Raw genomic sequence first — 16,192 nt, 5'->3', positions numbered from 1 at the left:
GTAACAATTATTAATCTATTGTTACGCTTATTTTTCGAACAATTTTGCGAGTTGTGTCAAGCTACAAGTAATGTACAAGTTTTAGAACTCCGCATTAGGAACTAAAACGGAGTTCATTCAAGTTTATAGACCACTTTTAACAAATCACTTTACCCAAGTGATATTTGATTTTTCGGATTAATTCGCATGAATAGCAAATCTCCTATTTTTACTGCACAATCTGATGTCGCTCTTCGTATTCACGTAGATCGCGCAGTTCGCCATTACTTTGCACAATTGCAAGGCGAGCAACCATCTCAGGTATACGATATGGTGCTGGCGGAAATGGAGAAGCCTCTTCTATCTGTAGTTCTTGAATATACACGTGGTAATCAAACCCGTGCTGCTGAGATTCTCGGCTTAAACCGTGGTACTTTACGTAAAAAGTTGAAAGCTCACGGTTTAATGAGTGAATAAATGATAAAATGCTTGCGGCTTCCGCAGGCATTTTTTTTAACCTGCATTTTGCTAATTTTGTTTTAATCTGTTCCTTGAAAACTGTGACGAAGATCATGACTATTAAACGCGCTTTAATCTCTGTGTCTGACAAGACTGGAATTGTTGAATTTGCACAAGAACTTGCTGCTCTAGGGGTAGAAATTTTATCTACTGGCGGAACATACAAATTGTTGAAAGACAATAATGTTGCCGTAGTTGAAGTTTCAGAGCACACAGGTTTCCCAGAGATGATGGACGGCCGTGTAAAAACGCTACATCCGAAAATTCATGGTGGTATCTTAGCTCGTCGCGGTCTAGACGAAGCTGTGATGGCTGAACACAACATCGATGCAATCGATTTAGTTGTTGTTAACCTTTATCCGTTTGCTGCAACTGTTGCAAAACCAAACTGTTCACTTGCTGATGCGATTGAAAACATCGATATCGGTGGTCCGACTATGGTTCGTGCTGCTGCGAAAAACCATGCATCTGTAGGTATCGTAGTAAATGCATCTGACTATGGAACTGTTGTTGAAGAGTTAAAAGCTGAAGGCGCATTATCACATGCAACTCGTTTTGACCTTGCGGTTAAAGCATTTGAACATACTGCACAGTATGACGGCATGATTGCATCTTACTTAGGCGCTCGCGTAGGTAAGGAAGAAGGTCAAGCAGATAAATTTGCGCGTACTTTCAATACTCAATTGAACAAAGTTCAAGACTTACGTTACGGTGAAAACCCGCATCAATCTGCTGCTTTCTATGTAGAAGACACAGCGACTGAAGCATCTGTTTCAACTGCAAAACAGTTACAAGGTAAAGAATTATCTTATAACAACATCGCAGATACTGACGCAGCACTAGAATGTGTAAAATCATTCGCTAAACCTGCTTGTGTAATCGTTAAGCACGCAAACCCATGTGGCGTTGCAGTATCTTTAGATGGCATCCAAGCTGCTTATGACCTTGCGTACGCAACTGACCCTGAATCTGCATTCGGCGGTATCATTGCATTCAACCGTGAATTAGACGTTGCAACTGCTCAAGCCATTGTTGACCGTCAATTCGTTGAAGTAATCATTGCTCCTAGCGTTGCTGAAGGCGTGCTTGAAGTGACTGGCGCGAAGAAAAACGTACGTGTACTTGTATGCGGCGAGCTTCCTGCGATCACTGAGCGTAAAGCACAGCTTGACTACAAACGTGTAAATGGCGGTCTATTGGTTCAAGACCAAGACTTAGGTATGATCACTAAAGATGACCTTAAAGTTGTGACTAAGCGTGCACCAACTGAAGCAGAAATTGATGACTTGATCTTCGCTTGGAAAGTTGCGAAATACGTTAAATCTAACGCGATTGTTTATGCGAAAGGCCGTCAAACGATTGGTGTCGGCGCAGGTCAAATGAGCCGCGTGAACTCTGCTCGTATTGCTGCAATCAAAGCTGAACATGCTGGTTTAGTGGTTGAAGGCGCTGTTATGGCATCTGATGCATTCTTCCCATTCCGTGATGGTATTGATAACGCTGCGAAAGCGGGTATCAAATGCATTATCCAACCGGGTGGTTCTATGCGTGATGAAGAAACGATTGCTGCTGCTGATGAAGCGGGTATTGCAATGGTCTTCACTGGCATGCGTCACTTCCGTCACTAAGTTGGCGACTTGATCATGACAATTAAGCACAGTCTTTTGCTTAATACATTAGATTTCTAATCTTGCATAAAGTCCTCTCCTGCTTTCAGGTTGAGGACTTTATGTCATTTTCGATTCATGGAGTATGAACCGATGAATATTTTAGTTTTGGGTAATGGCGGTCGTGAACATGCATTGGCATGGAAAATCGCACAAGATGACAAAGTCGCAAAAGTATTTGTAGCACCGGGCAATGCAGGTTCTGCAACTGAAAATAAATGCGAAAATGTTGCGCTTAACATTTTGGACAATGCAGCGATTATCGACTTTGCAAAAAACAATGCCGTTGATTTAATCGTGGTTGGTCCTGAAGCACCGCTTGTAAATGGCGTTGTAGATGCTTGCCGTGAAGCGGGTGTAAAAATTTGGGGTCCTACTCAATTTGCTGCGCAGCTTGAAGGTTCTAAAGCATTTGCCAAGCACTTCTTAAAACGCCACAATATTCCAACTGCTTTCTATGACGTGTTCACAGAAGTAGATGCAGCGAAAGCATTTGTAGAAAAAAATGGTGCGCCAATTGTAATTAAGGCTGATGGTCTTGCTTCAGGTAAAGGCGTAATCGTTGCCATGACCAATCAAGAAGCATTTGATGCAATTGATGACATGCTTGCAGGCAACAAATTTGGTGATGCTGGCTCACGTGTGGTGATTGAAGAATTCCTTGCGGGTGAAGAAGCATCTTTCATTTGTATGATTGATGGCGACAACATCTTGCCGATGGCGACTTCACAAGATCACAAACGTATCTTTGAAGGCGACCAAGGTCCAAACACGGGTGGTATGGGTGCTTACTCTCCTGCTCCTGTTGTGACAGCTGATGTATTTGAAAAAACCATGAATGAAGTGATGCGTCCTACCGTTGAAGGTATGAAAAAAGACGGTCACGTTTATACAGGTTTCTTATACGCAGGCTTAATGATTGATGAACAAGGTCAACCAAAAGTGATCGAGTTCAACTGTCGTTTTGGCGACCCTGAAACTCAGCCAATTATGATGCGTTTAAAGTCATCTTTAGTTGACCTCGTTGAAGCAGGTATTGCAGGCAATTTACCTGCGGAAGCTGAATGGGATGAGCGTAAGACTGTAGGGATCGTACTTGCGTCTAAGGGCTACCCAGAAACGTCTAGCAATGGCGATGTAATTTCTGGCTTAGACACAGAAATGGCAGATGCGAAAGTATTCCATGCAGGTACTAAAGCACTTGAGAATGGTGACATTGTGACTGCAGGTGGTCGTGTTCTTTGTGTGACTGCGTTAGGCAACACGATTGGCGAAGCGCAAGCGAAAGCATTAGAGCTGTGCCAAAAAGTAACGTTTGACGGCGTTCAATACCGTAAAGATATTGGTTACCGCGCAATTGCACGTGAAAATGCTTAATTAGATTTAAGAATAAAAACCCCGCTAAGTGCGGGGTTTTTTTAACTAAATATAGGTAATTGATATGCAAATTCAGGAAATTCATCATTAAAAATTTTAATAATATGGTTAGCAATTGCCATTTCATCATCTTGGTGATGCCATAATCCTAGATAATATTTCTGACCTTTATATTCGTGATAAATTATCCATTCACCTGTTAATTCACTATTATTTAATTTCCTATCATATTCATCAATTGTGAATTTTTTCAAAACTGAAATGACCATTTTAACATTTCTAGCATTACTTCCAATCTGCTTTTCACGAACTCTCAACTCCTGTTTGACTCTATTCCATTTTTTTGTTTTTAAAAGAGGTTTTATTATTAGGTGATTAATATTGTCAAAATTACCTATGTGATAATGTTTATGCCAAAGACCTAGTAGCGGCTCATATTTAAATTGAGTTTGGATTTTTGTCGATGTTTTTTTATTAACAGAATCTTCTAAATATTCTATTTCATTTATTATTTCAGATATAAACTCCTTCTTCTTTCTAAGTTTTACTAAACTTTCAATGAAATACCAACTATACCTATCCCCAACTAATGCACTCCACTCTCTGATCCTTAAGAGCTCTTGTACATTGTAAAAAGCTTTCTCGGTATCTTTACACTGTAAATCTGTAGGATTAGCTAATGAACAATAATTTTCGAAACTTAAATTATAAATATTCTTTTTTTGATTACACATCATGACTTTTGCGTTCATAATTTTATATCTCTATAATTCATAATAAAAAAGGAGGCAATAATGTAATAAAAACACTTATACTCTAATTTCCATATTTAATATTATCTTCGAATTAGCAACTTTCAATTCAATTTATTTAGAATGATCATAATAACAACCCCTCGCCTTATCCTCCGCCAATGGCAAGACTCCGACACTGCTCCATTCATCCACTTGTGTGCAGATGATGGCGTCATGCGCTATTTCCCTAACAAACTTGATGCTTCCGAAGCCACTGCATTTATGCAACGCCTACGTGATGCAATCGAAACACGCGGTTGGGGTTTATATGCCGTTGAGTTGAAAGCCACAGGCGAATTTATTGGTTTTATCGGCTTACATGTACATCCCCCTGAGTTTGAAATGGCCGATGCACCAGAAATTGGTTGGCGCTTACTGCCGCAATACTGGCATCAAGGCTATGCCACCGAAGGAGCAAAAGCTGTACTCAAACATGCTTTTAGAAACTTAAGATTAGATAAAGTTATTTCCTTCACTGCAAGTTTGAACACACCATCAGAACGTGTGATGCAGCGCATTGGCATGCAAAAAGTCCACGAGTTCAATCATCCGCTTGTACCAGCGGATCATCCATTAAACCGTCATGTACTCTATGAAATTCAGCGCAGTGATTATTTGCACATTCCATTTTGCTAATTCAATAATTATTCACGGCAAAACCAAAGCACATTAACTCTGCCAAACAGTGGTTATAGGTGATGTTAAATACTTTAAATATAGTTACCGTAGGATTTCGTATAAGAAAGCTAAATCATTCATTGAATCATATAAAATACCCTGCTAAGTGCGGGGTTTAAACTCTAAACATATCAATTACTATGGCTTTGGAAGTAAAAATCATAAGTCACAATGCTAAAGCAACTGTAAACCTGTCTGAGCATGCTTAATCAAAATGGCATACATAATCAACGACATCAGTACATTGCACTTTAAAAATAGAATCTTGTGGAACAATAAAGCTTTCGCCAGACGTATATTGAACAAACTCGCCCTGCTCCCCAATTTGCACAACACACTACCCCGATGTGATTTCAACACGTTCTTTCACATGCGCCTCAAACGTCATGGGTTGCTCTGAAGGTAAAAATACACCGATGGTTTTTTGACTACCATCTTCCACTTTTAAAACATGGCTCACCGATCTACCGCCATAATGTACTGTAGGCTTTTTACAATTGAGACGAAATCAAACTGATTTAACATAGCGTGCCGCACATAGCAATTTATTATGATCAATTATAAAGCAGCTTATATTAAACAATGTAGCGGATTCAATCTTCCTCAGATTTAGATCTAAGATTTTGAAAAACCATGAATCAGAGTTGAACTGTAAATGTATCAATAAAGATTTCAATGCAGATTAGATTGGAGCACTTCGTTATTTTCACATATGAATGTTACAAATTTTGTGTATGACAGGACTTATTTCATTTTTATCATTTTTTCAGCAATACATTTTAAAATTTGTTATATAGACCTAAACTTATATATATGATGTACTGAAATAGTTTAATTATAAATAATATATTGTTTTTACTTATTAAATTATTTAATTAAACATATTCCATATACAATTTTGGTGCTAAGCATAACTTTTTAAATCACTATATTGAATAATAAAAAATTGATATGATGCCTAGCGAAATATAGAGATTTGCTTTATTAAATCTTTTGTTTACAGCAGCTTGCAATGGCTATCTTTTCCCATTTGGAAATAGACTCAGATCTAATTGTATAAGTCTGTGTAGCATTTTAAATTATTAAGCATCTATCAGCCTGTCTGATAAAAGACTTAAGTAAATCTCTCCATAATATGATTTGTGAATTTATTAATTTTATAAATTTACTCGGGTGAATATATGAAAAAGCTCCTAGGATTAGTTCTCGGTTTATCTGTTGGCCTTTCAGGCTGTGGTAAACAAGAAGCTCCTGCAACTGACGCCGCACAACAAAAAGACACTACAGAAGTGCAAACTGTTACCATGGCTTCGACTGGTTCAGATGCTGATATTTGGCGCTATATTGCTACGCTTCCTGAAACCAAAGAAGCTGGCATTAAACTTGAAGTGAAAAACTTTACTGACTATGTGTCTATGAACACTGCTGTAGCGAACAAAGAAATTGATGTTAATGCATTCCAGTCATATGCCTATATGGTTGCGTTTAATGACAACAATAAAGATAAAATCGCACCGCTTTCGACTACTTATTTAGAGCCAATGGGTATCTATTCAAGCAAAGTCAAAAAACTTGAAGAGTTCAAAACAGGTGCAACAATCGCGATTCCAAATGATGGCGCAAACGAATCACGTGCATTGTTACTACTTCAATCTGCTGGCTTAATCAAACTTAAAGCTGATTTTGACGATGTAAAAGGTACACCTGCTGACGTAACTGAAAATGCGAAGAAAATCGTAATCAAACCAATTCAAATGGCGACTGCGGTTCGTGTTAAAGACGAAGTTGATGCGATTGTTTTGGGTAATACCCTTGCGATGGAAGGTGGTTTAAACGTACTGAAAGATGCGGTTTACTATGAGCCAATCGACCAAAGTACAAAAATGAACGTGAACATTCTTGCTGTTGCTGCTGACCGTCAAAATGACCCAGTTCTACAAAAAGTAGGCGCGCTTTATCACACTCCAGCAGTTAAAGCTTACATCGATGAACATTTTGGTGGTACTAAAATTGATGTAAACAAACCAACTAGCTACCTCACTGAAGCAAAATAGTAATATAATTTCTTCAAATAAACAGGCAAAGTTTACTTTGCCTGTTTTTTCATTTTTGAACCCTTTTTTGACGCTATGATCCAATTTAAAAATATCTCCAAGCATTTTGAGCTAAAAGGCCAAACCGTTACAGCACTGGATCAGATTAATCTGGACATTCCAGATGGCTGTATTTTCGGTCTAATTGGCTACAGTGGTGCAGGCAAAAGTACCTTAATCCGTTTAATTAATTTGCTAGAACGTCCTAGTGAAGGGCAAATTATTATTCATGATAAAGACTTTACTGCTTTAAATTCGGCAGAGCTACGTCAAGAAAGAACCAATATTGGCATGATCTTCCAGCACTTCAATTTACTGCAAACCAAAACTGTTGCAGAAAATATTGAAATGCCGCTTAAACTTTTAGGTGTTTCTAAAGCTGAACGCCATAAACGTTTAGAAGAGTTGCTCGAATTTATTGACTTAAAACATAAGAAAAATGCCTATCCAGATGAGCTCTCTGGTGGTCAAAAACAACGTGTCGGGATTGCCCGTGCGCTTGCCAATCATCCTAAAATTTTACTGTGTGATGAAGCAACATCAGCTCTCGATCCGCAAACTACCAAATCGGTATTGGCGTTATTAAAGAAAATCAATCAAGAACAAGGCATTACTATTGTGATGGTCACCCATGAAATGGATGTGATTGAATCTGTTTGTGATTATGTTGCGGTGATGGAACAAGGGAAAATCATCGAACACGGCTCAACCTTAGAGATTTTTAGTCAGCCAAAACACAATACAACCAAAAACTTTATTCAAACTGTATTGCAGCAACAGCTTCCTGTTAATATTTTAAATAATCTAGAAAATCAAAACCATAACAGTATTTATTGTTTAAAATTTCTGGGCAGTTCGGCACAGGAAACCGTCATTCAAGCGGTAATTAAACAGTTTGATATTAGCCTGAATATTTTGTTTGCCAATATGACTGAAATTAATGGTGCGGTGATTGGACAAATGTTCGTTCAGCTATTAGGTGATGCAGCATTGATTCAACAAGCGGTGGCGTTCTTAGAACAACATGGCGTTGAAGTCACTCAAGCAGGAGTTCAGCAATGAGAGATTTAATTGTTCAATGGCTGACTCAAATTACAGCACCCTTTTGGAAAAGTTCTTTGTCTATGGATCAGTTCGTCACTGCCCTACAAGAAACTTTTCACATGGTGTTCTTTGCCATGCTCTTTGGCTGTATTTGGGGTTTTATCCAGGCCGTGATTTTATATGTCTCACGTCCACAAGGCATTTTGCCTAACCGTGTCATCTACCATGGTTTGAACCCGATTGTGAATGCGCTGCGTTCATTGCCATTTATTATCCTCCTGATTGCGGTCATCCCTTTGACCAAAGTCATTGTGGGTACTTCAATTGGTACTTGGGCTGCAATTGTTCCTCTCACAATCTATGTTGGTCCTTACATTGGTCGTTTGATTGAAACTTCGTTGCTTGAAGTGAATGACGGCATCATTGAGTCTGCTCAAGCGATGGGTGCATCTCCGCTGCAAATCATTACTAAATTTGTCCTACCAGAGTCTCGTAGCTCTTTAATTTTAAACTTAACGACTGCAACCATTAGCTTAATTGGTGCAACAGCCATGGCGGGTGCAGTAGGTGCAGGCGGTATCGGTGATCTTGCCATTTCTTATGGTTATCAACGTTTTGATAGTAGCGTGGTCATCATGACCGTCATTGTATTGTTGATTTTAGTACAAATTGTTCAAAGTCTGGGGGACTGGTTATCAAAACTGCGCTAAGCCTGCATAATTCATATATTTAAGCTCTCCTCGGAGGGCTTTTTAGTGTTTAAAATTTAGTTTTTAATGCAGAACTAAAACCAAGATTTCTTTGACCCTAAATTACTTTGACGGCAAATTAGCAACACCATAAAATTTAAAATATAACCTTCAATATTACGTTTCCAAAAACTTGAATTACGACAAAACATCAAAAGAACAGGATTTTATATTCCCTATGGAAACTACACTGCCAGCACAAATTTTCCGCTTAACTTTTTTCACAACTGAGATATTGATCACTTCAGCAGCATCTGCATCCATTGCTGATTATGACTATGTCACTAGTATTAAGGTAAATGATGTTGACTTAGCCTGACCCTTGCCTGCATCAAAAGCAAATGCATTAATCAGCAAAAATCCAGTAAAGCTTAAATATGAATATTCAGAATGTACCGGCAATACTGAATTTCATGTCACATCAAAAGGTAAATTTCTAAAATTTGAAATTTATGCAGAGGACAATCCTCAAGTTAAGAATGATTCATTCTATAAAAATAAAAGCAGCTTCGCCCAACTTGGACAGACCAAAGGGGATGTTTGGATGGAATGGCATAAATCCACTCAAATACGCGATAAAATTCAAATTGGGTCAAAACATCTGACAAGCCAATATAACTATCAACAATTTGTAAAAGACTTTCCCAAAAGTGCAAAATTAGCCAATCCAAATGAAGTTGCATATGTGATTTTACTCTCACCGACTCATGCAAAATCCGTACTGAAAGAGCCGCATAACTATGATTTACCCTATATTGGCAATCTAGCCTTCAACTTTAAAAATGGCAAATTACCTGCCTTTTCAGTGAATCAAGGTATTGCTTGCTAAATGGTGCTTGTCATACAGCGTTTATTGCTTAAACAGTGAATTTATAAATCTGCATAAAGCCATGCAATAAACGCAAGTTTGATCTCAGAGCATGCTAAAATCATCAGCTGTTTTCGCAGGGACTCATCTATGCACTTTGTACATCTTGGTATTTTTACAGAATTTTCCATTACTGAATCTATTGTACGTATACCTGATCTTGTAAAAGCTGCAGCTGCAGATGAAATGCCCGCTCTGGCCATTACTGACCTTTCAAATCTACATGCTGCTGTAAAATTCTATAAAAAGTGCTTAGATAAAGGCATTAAACCCATATTTGGTTCAACCATTCGTTTGAATGATGCTGAACACAAAGCTACTCTTCTAGCGATGACCAATAAAGGTTGGCGCAGTCTAACAGAGTTGGTTTCTGAAGGTTATATTTCTGGTCAACAGCTTGATATTCCTTGCGTAAAAAAAGATTGGATTTTAAATCAACACCAAGACTTGATTGTTTTACTGGGTATGCAAAGTGATGTCGGCAAAATGCTTTGCTCTTCCAACCCGCAAAAAGCTGAACCACTGTTAGCTGAATGGGTCGAAAAATTTGGCAATCGTGTTTATCTAGCGATTACACGAACTGAGCGCTCGGGTGAAGAAGACTTTATTCACGAAGCAGTAAAACTTGCGAAGAAATTTAACATTGGTGTGGTTGCTCATAACGATGTGCATTTTATACGTAAAGAAGATTTCGAGGCACATGAAGCACGCGTTTGTATTGCCGATGGCTATGTCCTCGGTGACAATCGTCGCCCTAAAAATTACAGTCCTGAACAGTATTTTAAAACTGCCGAGGAAATGACGGAGCTGTTTGCAGACATTCCAACGGCTATAGAAAATACCTATCACATTGCACGACGCTGTAATGTGTCATTACGTTTAGGCTTCCATGACCTTCCCGATTATCCAATTCCTGAAGGTCATACAATTGACACCTATTTTGAACATTTATCAAAAGAAGGTTTAGAAGAACGTTTAGCGCATTTGTACCCTGTCGAACAACGTGGTGACGACTGGCCAGAAATTCGTAAGCCTTATGATGAACGTTTGGCTTATGAAGTTGGGATCATCCTGACCATGCAATTCCCAGGTTATTTCCTAATTGTCATGGACTTTATTCAATGGTCTAAAGGTAATGGCGTCCCTGTTGGTCCAGGCCGTGGTTCGGGTGCAGGTTCCTTGGTTGCCTATAGTTTAAAAATTACTGACCTAGACCCACTGCGTTATGACCTACTGTTCGAACGTTTCTTAAACCCTGAACGTGTATCAATGCCCGACTTTGACGTCGATTTCTGTATTGCAGGTCGTGACCGTGTTATTGACTATGTTGCACGCACTTATGGTCGAGATGCGGTCTCTCAGATTGCAACTTTCGGTACCATGGCGGCAAAAGGTGCAATTCGTGACGTAGCCCGTGTCTTGGGTAAATCTTATGGTTTGGCTGACCGTATTTCTAAAATGATTCCGACCAAGCCTTTAGGTTTAAGTTTGGAAGAATCCATTGAGGCCGAACCACAACTCAAAGACATTGTCACTAATCCATCTAACCCAGATAACGACGATGCAGCCGAAATTTGGGAAATGGCACTCAAACTTGAAGGCATTACCCGTAACACAGGTAAACATGCCGGTGGTGTGGTTATTGCACCAACTAAGTTAACTGACTATTCGGCTGTCCTATGTGATGCAGATGGAACTAACCGTGTAGCCCAATTCGATAAAGACGATGTGGAAGCTGCAGGTCTAGTTAAATTCGACTTCTTGGGCTTACGTAACTTAACGGTAATTGAAGATGCCATTAAGCACATTAATGCCCGTCCAGATATCACTACACCTGTCGACATTTCCTTGATTCCTTTGGATGACAAACCTGCCTATGCTGTGTTCGCAGATGCAAATACCACAGCGGTCTTCCAGTTTGAATCCGTCGGCATGAAAAAAATGCTGAAAGAGGCACGTCCAAGTAAGTTCGAAGAAATTATTGCTTTCGTGTCTTTATATCGTCCAGGCCCGATGGATCTGATTCCTGACTTTATTTACCGTATGCATGGTGGCGAGTTTGAATACTTACATCCATTACTAGAAAGTGTCCTTGAACCGACATACGGCATTATGGTGTATCAGGAACAGGTAATGCAGGCAGCGCAGTTCTGTGCTGGCTATAGCTTGGGTGGCGCGGATTTACTTCGTCGTGCCATGGGTAAAAAGAAAGTCGAAGAAATGATTAAGCACCGTCAGATCTTTACTGAAGGTGCTGCAACCAAAGGTATTGATGCAGATACGGCCAACCATATCTTCGATTATATGGAAAAATTCGCAGGCTATGGTTTTAACAAATCCCATGCCGCAGCCTACGCCCTTGTTGCATATCAAACCGCTTGGTTAAAAGCACATTTCCCTGCTGAATTTATGTCAGCAGTGATGACCTCGGAAATGCAGAATACCGATAACGTGGTGTTCTTGATCGATGACTGTCGTATTAATGGTCTTGAAGTCTTGCCACCTTCGGTCAATATGTCTTTATATAATTTCCATGCCAGCGATCCAAAAACCATCGTATATGGTTTAGGTGCGATCAAGGGTGTCGGTGAAGCTGCCATGCAGTCTGTGATTGACTCACGTATCCAAGATGGCCCATATAAAGATTTGTTTGACTTCTGTCATCGTATTGACCTAAAAAAAATCAATAAGCGCACGCTTGAAGCATTGATTCGTGGTGGCGCATTGGATTGTTTAGGATTAGAACGCGCTGACTTGATGGCGCAATTGCCAGAAGCTGTACAAGCGGCTGACCAAGCCCGTACAAACCGCGAAACAGGGATGATGGATTTATTTGGTGAAGTTGAAGAAGTTCAACGTAAACCTTCTAAACCTGTTAAACCGTGGTCAGATGAAGTTCGTCTTAAAGGTGAAAAAGATACTCTTGGGCTTTATCTAACAGGTCATCCGATCGATGTGTATCGATCAGAGCTAAAAGCCTTTATTTCACAGCGCATTAATGAGCTTACGCCTACACGACGTGGTGTCACTACAGTATTTGCAGGCCTAGTCGTCGATATTGCCAACTTCCCGAACCGCATGATGGTGACGCTCGATGATGGTACTGCACGTATAGAAGTGTCTGCGAATCACGAACGTTTTAACCGCTTCAAAGATGTGATTCAAAACGAAAAAGTGGTGGTCATTGAAGGTGAAATTTACGAACGTGAAGGTTTTGATCGGCCAATGGGTCGCTTAACTAAAGCCTTCAGTTTGAATGAAATCCGTCAAAAACGTGCCAATGCCATTCAAATTAAATTAACACCTGAACATTTTAGTAAAACGCTATCACGCGATATCCAAAATATTTTACTGCCTTTTTGCAATGTCGATATGTGTACGCATATCCCTGTGCAGTTATATATTGACTATCCATATGCGACGGCCGACATTCATTTGGGCTTAAACTGGAAAGTTGCCCCACTAGATGAATTACTGTCTAAGCTGCGTGACTACTTCGGCAAAGAATCTTTGCATGTCGAATATCATGTCAAATCCAAAGCTGCCAAAGCGGTAAGTTATGAACAAGCCTCTATTCCTGCGCAGGTTCCGCCACCGCCAGATGGGATGAGCATGGATGATGCCATGGATTTATACCAAGCAGAAGCCAATCAATTTTCTTAAAGTTTAAACGCTGTTTGAACTGCTTTTTTAAATAAACATATTGGAAATATCATGAATCAAACTGACAATGCTGCGGTTTCAGCACATCTCTCTCATGTGCGTATTGTCATGGTGAATACAACATTACCCGCAAATATTGGTAGTGCATTACGTGCCATGAAAACCATGGGACTTTCAAAGTTGGTCTTAGTTGCACCGAAGACTCACCCGCATCCTGACATTAATGCTTTGGCTGCCGGTGCTGTCGATTTAATTGATCAAATTGAAATCGTTGAATCATTAGAAGATGCCATTAAAGATTGTCATATTGTCTTTGGTACTAGTGCGCGTAGTCGTACCATCCCATGGCCATTACTCGACGCTCGCCCTGCTGCCGAAATGTCTCTCAAAGCGGTCTGTGAACAACAGCAAGAAATTGCCGTGGTGTTTGGCCGTGAAGACCGTGGTTTGACCAATGAAGAATTGGCAATGGCCAATTATCACGTCACTATTCCAGTAAATACTGAATATGGCGTCTTAAACGTTGCCCAAGCGATTCAAGTCATTTGCTATGAAATGCGCATGGCCGCCCTTGCACATACTGAGTTAACTGCAAATCCTGATGCCAATATGCATGTTACCGATGACATCGATATGGAATGGGACGAACCTTTGGTGACCCATGAAATGATGGAACAGTTCTACCCGCATATTGAAAAAATGCTGGCAGAGATTGAATTTATGGATCCAAAAAATCCAAGATTATTACCTTTACGCTTGCGCCGCCTATTTGGACGTATACAATTAGATCGTATGGAATACCACTTATTACGTGGCATCTTTAGCCGAGTACAGGCTTTAAATAACGGAACATGGAAAAAATCTACAGACAATGAGGATCAATCTAATGCTTAAGCAGCTCAAAGAAGATATACAGGCTGTATTCGCGCGCGATCCTGCTGCACGAAATACACTCGAAGTCTTAACGACTTATCCAGGAATTCATGCCTTGATCATGCATCGTATGGCACATGAACTTTGGAAAAAAGAGTGTAAAGGCTCAGCCCGCTTATTGTCTTCTTTTAGCCGCTTTGCCACAGGCATTGAGATTCATCCGGGTGCGAAAATCGGTCGTCGTTTCTTCATTGACCACGGTATGGGTGTGGTGATTGGTGAAACAGCTGAAATTGGTGATGATGTCACCCTCTACCATGGTGTGACCTTAGGTGGCACGACTTGGAACAAAGGCAAACGTCACCCAACTTTGGAAGATGGTGTAGTGGTTGGCGCTGGTGCAAAGATCTTGGGCCCATTTACGGTGGGTAAAAATGCCAAAGTCGGTTCAAATGCCGTCGTGACTAAGGAAGTTCCTGCAAATACTACTGCTGTGGGCAATCCAGCACGCTTTATCACCAAAGATAAACCAAAAGATGAAGCGGAAACACGTCGTCGCGACTATGCAGAAAGTATTGGTTTCCAGCCTTATGCTGCAACCCAAGACCAAACTGACCCGATGTTAGAAGGTATGCGTGTATTGTTAGATCGTATTCAGCACAATGAAAAACGTATGAATAATTTGTGTCAGCGTTTGTCTCTCCTTGACCCAACGTTCAAAAAGCAACAGCTTAATGAACAACCTTTTAGTCAGGAAGAACTTAAAATCATTGAAGATGTGCGCCGCGAATGCGAAGCTCAAAGTAGTCAATCTAAAGCTTAACCAAAAGCAATCAGAATAAATTGCCTTTAACTTGCATGTTGTTCAGAGTTTTTTTAGACTGACCAACATGCTTTTTTTATAAAATAAATTTAATGGATGAATCATATGACGCTTAAGCCCTTGGCAGTTGCTTGTATTGCTTTAACCCTTGCCGCTTGTGGAAGCGCCCCAACTAAAAATAATGCTCCTAAAGATGCCATGATTTTTGTAGAGCCTGAACTGACTCCACCTTTCTACGCACTCAACCCATTTAACTACGATGCACCACCTCCTTTTGAATTAAATTTACAAAAAGCTGCAGCACAGCCTGTGACTAAGATGGTGGTAACTAGCCCAACCGACCCATCTAAGCAATTAACCCTTGAAGAAAACCGCCTGATTATCCCCACTGTTGACAGCAAAGAACGTTCGATGAAATTTGCTGCTTTAGCAGGTGACAATGAAATCGACATTACTGAAATTGATGATTTCTTACAGCTTGTTGAAGGTAAAGCACGTCACTATCCACCACGTTTTGTTCAACGCCAAGAACGCAAAGGGTTTGAGCTTAAACTCAAGGAAGTTACGCAAAAATTAGATACGCTTGCGTCTAAAGACAACGCTTCTTTTGATATTTTAGTTCGTGCATTTAAAGCCAGTGTGATGGCACGTAACCTTGATTTGGGTTCTGTGTACACAACTAAATCATTAACTTACGCACAACGTATTTTAAAAATCAACCAAGATGATGCAGAAGCAAACTTCTGGTTCGGTTTTGGTTTATCTGAAGGTGGTGGTCAACGTGAAGCGATTCCATACTTAGACAAAGCAATGAAAGCCGGTGTTCAAGAAGCGTATCTTTCTGCAGCAAATAACTATATTGCCATGGAACAAAAAAAGAACGCCATTCAGGTTTTAAAGAACTATAAAGTTAAATATCCACAAGAAGCAGAAGTTGCTGATCGTTTAATTCAAGAAATTGAAAAGCAAGGTCGCTGGAATGTTTGGCAAGTTTTAAATCCACCTAAAGCTGCGTCTTAAATCTGACGATTTAGAAAATTCTTTTGAAAAAAGACCGTTTTAACG

At 39.9% G+C, this 16,192-nt stretch carries 13 protein-coding genes and 1 pseudogene; 12 read left to right on the top strand and 2 right to left on the bottom strand.

The window, feature by feature from the left end; translation table 11 throughout:
* The first annotated feature begins 186 nt into the window (after nt 1-186).
* The 3 genes from fis to purD all read left to right on the top strand — a co-directional run bounded on the left by fis (nt 187) and on the right by purD (nt 3,542).
* On the top strand, nt 187-456 hold the full coding sequence (gene fis, locus FTU80_RS03815) for a DNA-binding transcriptional regulator Fis (RefSeq protein ID WP_001086304.1): 270 nt from the start codon (nt 187-189) through the stop codon (nt 454-456).
* A gap of 95 nt (nt 457-551) precedes the next feature.
* On the top strand, nt 552-2,126 hold the full coding sequence (gene purH, locus FTU80_RS03810; protein WP_180041125.1) for a bifunctional phosphoribosylaminoimidazolecarboxamide formyltransferase/IMP cyclohydrolase: 1,575 nt from the start codon (nt 552-554) through the stop codon (nt 2,124-2,126).
* A 132-nt stretch (nt 2,127-2,258) separates the two neighbouring features.
* The gene (gene purD, locus FTU80_RS03805; RefSeq protein WP_180084296.1) at nt 2,259-3,542 is read left to right on the top strand and encodes a phosphoribosylamine--glycine ligase; all 1,284 of its coding nucleotides are present in this window, start codon (nt 2,259-2,261) and stop codon (nt 3,540-3,542) included.
* 41 nt (nt 3,543-3,583) lie between these two features.
* Here purD and FTU80_RS03800 read toward each other — a convergent pair whose 3' ends face one another.
* Nucleotides 3,584-4,294: a hypothetical protein gene (locus FTU80_RS03800; protein ID WP_180084295.1), complete on the bottom strand. Its 711-nt coding sequence runs from the start codon at nt 4,292-4,294 to the stop codon at nt 3,584-3,586.
* Between the two features lie 123 nt (nt 4,295-4,417).
* Here FTU80_RS03800 and FTU80_RS03795 point away from each other — a divergent pair, with 123 nt between their 5' ends.
* Nucleotides 4,418-4,972, top strand: coding sequence for a GNAT family N-acetyltransferase (locus FTU80_RS03795; RefSeq protein ID WP_180084294.1), 555 nt, complete (start codon nt 4,418-4,420; stop codon nt 4,970-4,972).
* 247 nt (nt 4,973-5,219) lie between these two features.
* On the opposite strand, the pseudogene FTU80_RS03790 reads toward FTU80_RS03795, so the two are convergent.
* Nucleotides 5,220-5,539, bottom strand: a pseudogene (locus tag FTU80_RS03790) (pyrimidine/purine nucleoside phosphorylase).
* Nucleotides 5,540-6,195: 656 nt separating this feature from the next.
* Here FTU80_RS03790 and FTU80_RS03785 point away from each other — a divergent pair.
* From FTU80_RS03785 to FTU80_RS03750, 8 genes are all read left to right on the top strand, one after another.
* Nucleotides 6,196-7,068, top strand: a complete 873-nt coding sequence (locus tag FTU80_RS03785) for a MetQ/NlpA family ABC transporter substrate-binding protein (protein WP_180084293.1) — start codon at nt 6,196-6,198, stop codon at nt 7,066-7,068.
* Between the two features lie 75 nt (nt 7,069-7,143).
* Nucleotides 7,144-8,169, top strand: coding sequence for a methionine ABC transporter ATP-binding protein (locus tag FTU80_RS03780; RefSeq protein ID WP_180084292.1), 1,026 nt, complete (start codon nt 7,144-7,146; stop codon nt 8,167-8,169).
* On the top strand, nt 8,166-8,861 hold the full coding sequence (locus tag FTU80_RS03775; protein WP_078188742.1) for a methionine ABC transporter permease: 696 nt from the start codon (nt 8,166-8,168) through the stop codon (nt 8,859-8,861). The genes FTU80_RS03780 and FTU80_RS03775 overlap by 4 nt, the downstream gene beginning before the upstream one ends.
* A gap of 361 nt (nt 8,862-9,222) precedes the next feature.
* The gene (locus FTU80_RS03770) at nt 9,223-9,729 is read left to right on the top strand and encodes a hypothetical protein (protein ID WP_257221418.1); all 507 of its coding nucleotides are present in this window, start codon (nt 9,223-9,225) and stop codon (nt 9,727-9,729) included.
* Between the two features lie 129 nt (nt 9,730-9,858).
* Nucleotides 9,859-13,431: a DNA polymerase III subunit alpha gene (gene dnaE / locus FTU80_RS03765; protein ID WP_180084291.1), complete on the top strand. Its 3,573-nt coding sequence runs from the start codon at nt 9,859-9,861 to the stop codon at nt 13,429-13,431.
* A 51-nt stretch (nt 13,432-13,482) separates the two neighbouring features.
* Complete coding sequence (locus FTU80_RS03760; protein ID WP_180084290.1) at nt 13,483-14,325, top strand: RNA methyltransferase; 843 nt, start codon at nt 13,483-13,485, stop codon at nt 14,323-14,325.
* Nucleotides 14,318-15,127 (top strand): serine O-acetyltransferase, encoded by an 810-nt coding sequence (gene cysE / locus FTU80_RS03755; protein WP_111883774.1) that lies wholly within the window; start codon nt 14,318-14,320, stop codon nt 15,125-15,127. The genes FTU80_RS03760 and cysE overlap by 8 nt, the downstream gene beginning before the upstream one ends.
* A gap of 105 nt (nt 15,128-15,232) precedes the next feature.
* Nucleotides 15,233-16,147, top strand: coding sequence for an ABUW_2363 family tetratricopeptide repeat lipoprotein (locus FTU80_RS03750; protein WP_078193555.1), 915 nt, complete (start codon nt 15,233-15,235; stop codon nt 16,145-16,147).
* The last annotated feature ends 45 nt before the right edge of the window (nt 16,148-16,192 follow it).

Origin of the sequence: Acinetobacter sp. YH12145 (assembly GCF_013418335.1) — a bacterium.
Classification (GTDB): domain Bacteria; phylum Pseudomonadota; class Gammaproteobacteria; order Pseudomonadales; family Moraxellaceae; genus Acinetobacter; species Acinetobacter amyesii.
This window is presented reverse-complemented; position numbering and strand designations above follow the sequence as displayed.

What these genes read in the sequence shown, in the direction of transcription:
- FTU80_RS03795 (WP_180084294.1), top strand. Translation starts at nt 4,418, where the DNA reads ATGATCATAATAACAACCCCTCGCCTTATCCTCCGCCAATGGCAAGAC.
- cysE (WP_111883774.1), top strand. Translation starts at nt 14,318, where the DNA reads ATGCTTAAGCAGCTCAAAGAAGATATACAGGCTGTATTCGCGCGCGAT.
- FTU80_RS03785 (WP_180084293.1), top strand. Translation starts at nt 6,196, where the DNA reads ATGAAAAAGCTCCTAGGATTAGTTCTCGGTTTATCTGTTGGCCTTTCA.
- FTU80_RS03750 (WP_078193555.1), top strand. Translation starts at nt 15,233, where the DNA reads ATGACGCTTAAGCCCTTGGCAGTTGCTTGTATTGCTTTAACCCTTGCC.
- purD (WP_180084296.1), top strand. Translation starts at nt 2,259, where the DNA reads ATGAATATTTTAGTTTTGGGTAATGGCGGTCGTGAACATGCATTGGCA.
- fis (WP_001086304.1), top strand. Translation starts at nt 187, where the DNA reads ATGAATAGCAAATCTCCTATTTTTACTGCACAATCTGATGTCGCTCTT.
- FTU80_RS03780 (WP_180084292.1), top strand. Translation starts at nt 7,144, where the DNA reads ATGATCCAATTTAAAAATATCTCCAAGCATTTTGAGCTAAAAGGCCAA.
- purH (WP_180041125.1), top strand. Translation starts at nt 552, where the DNA reads ATGACTATTAAACGCGCTTTAATCTCTGTGTCTGACAAGACTGGAATT.
- FTU80_RS03760 (WP_180084290.1), top strand. Translation starts at nt 13,483, where the DNA reads ATGAATCAAACTGACAATGCTGCGGTTTCAGCACATCTCTCTCATGTG.
- FTU80_RS03775 (WP_078188742.1), top strand. Translation starts at nt 8,166, where the DNA reads ATGAGAGATTTAATTGTTCAATGGCTGACTCAAATTACAGCACCCTTT.
- FTU80_RS03800 (WP_180084295.1), bottom strand. Translation starts at nt 4,294, where the DNA reads ATGAACGCAAAAGTCATGATGTGTAATCAAAAAAAGAATATTTATAAT.
- dnaE (WP_180084291.1), top strand. Translation starts at nt 9,859, where the DNA reads ATGCACTTTGTACATCTTGGTATTTTTACAGAATTTTCCATTACTGAA.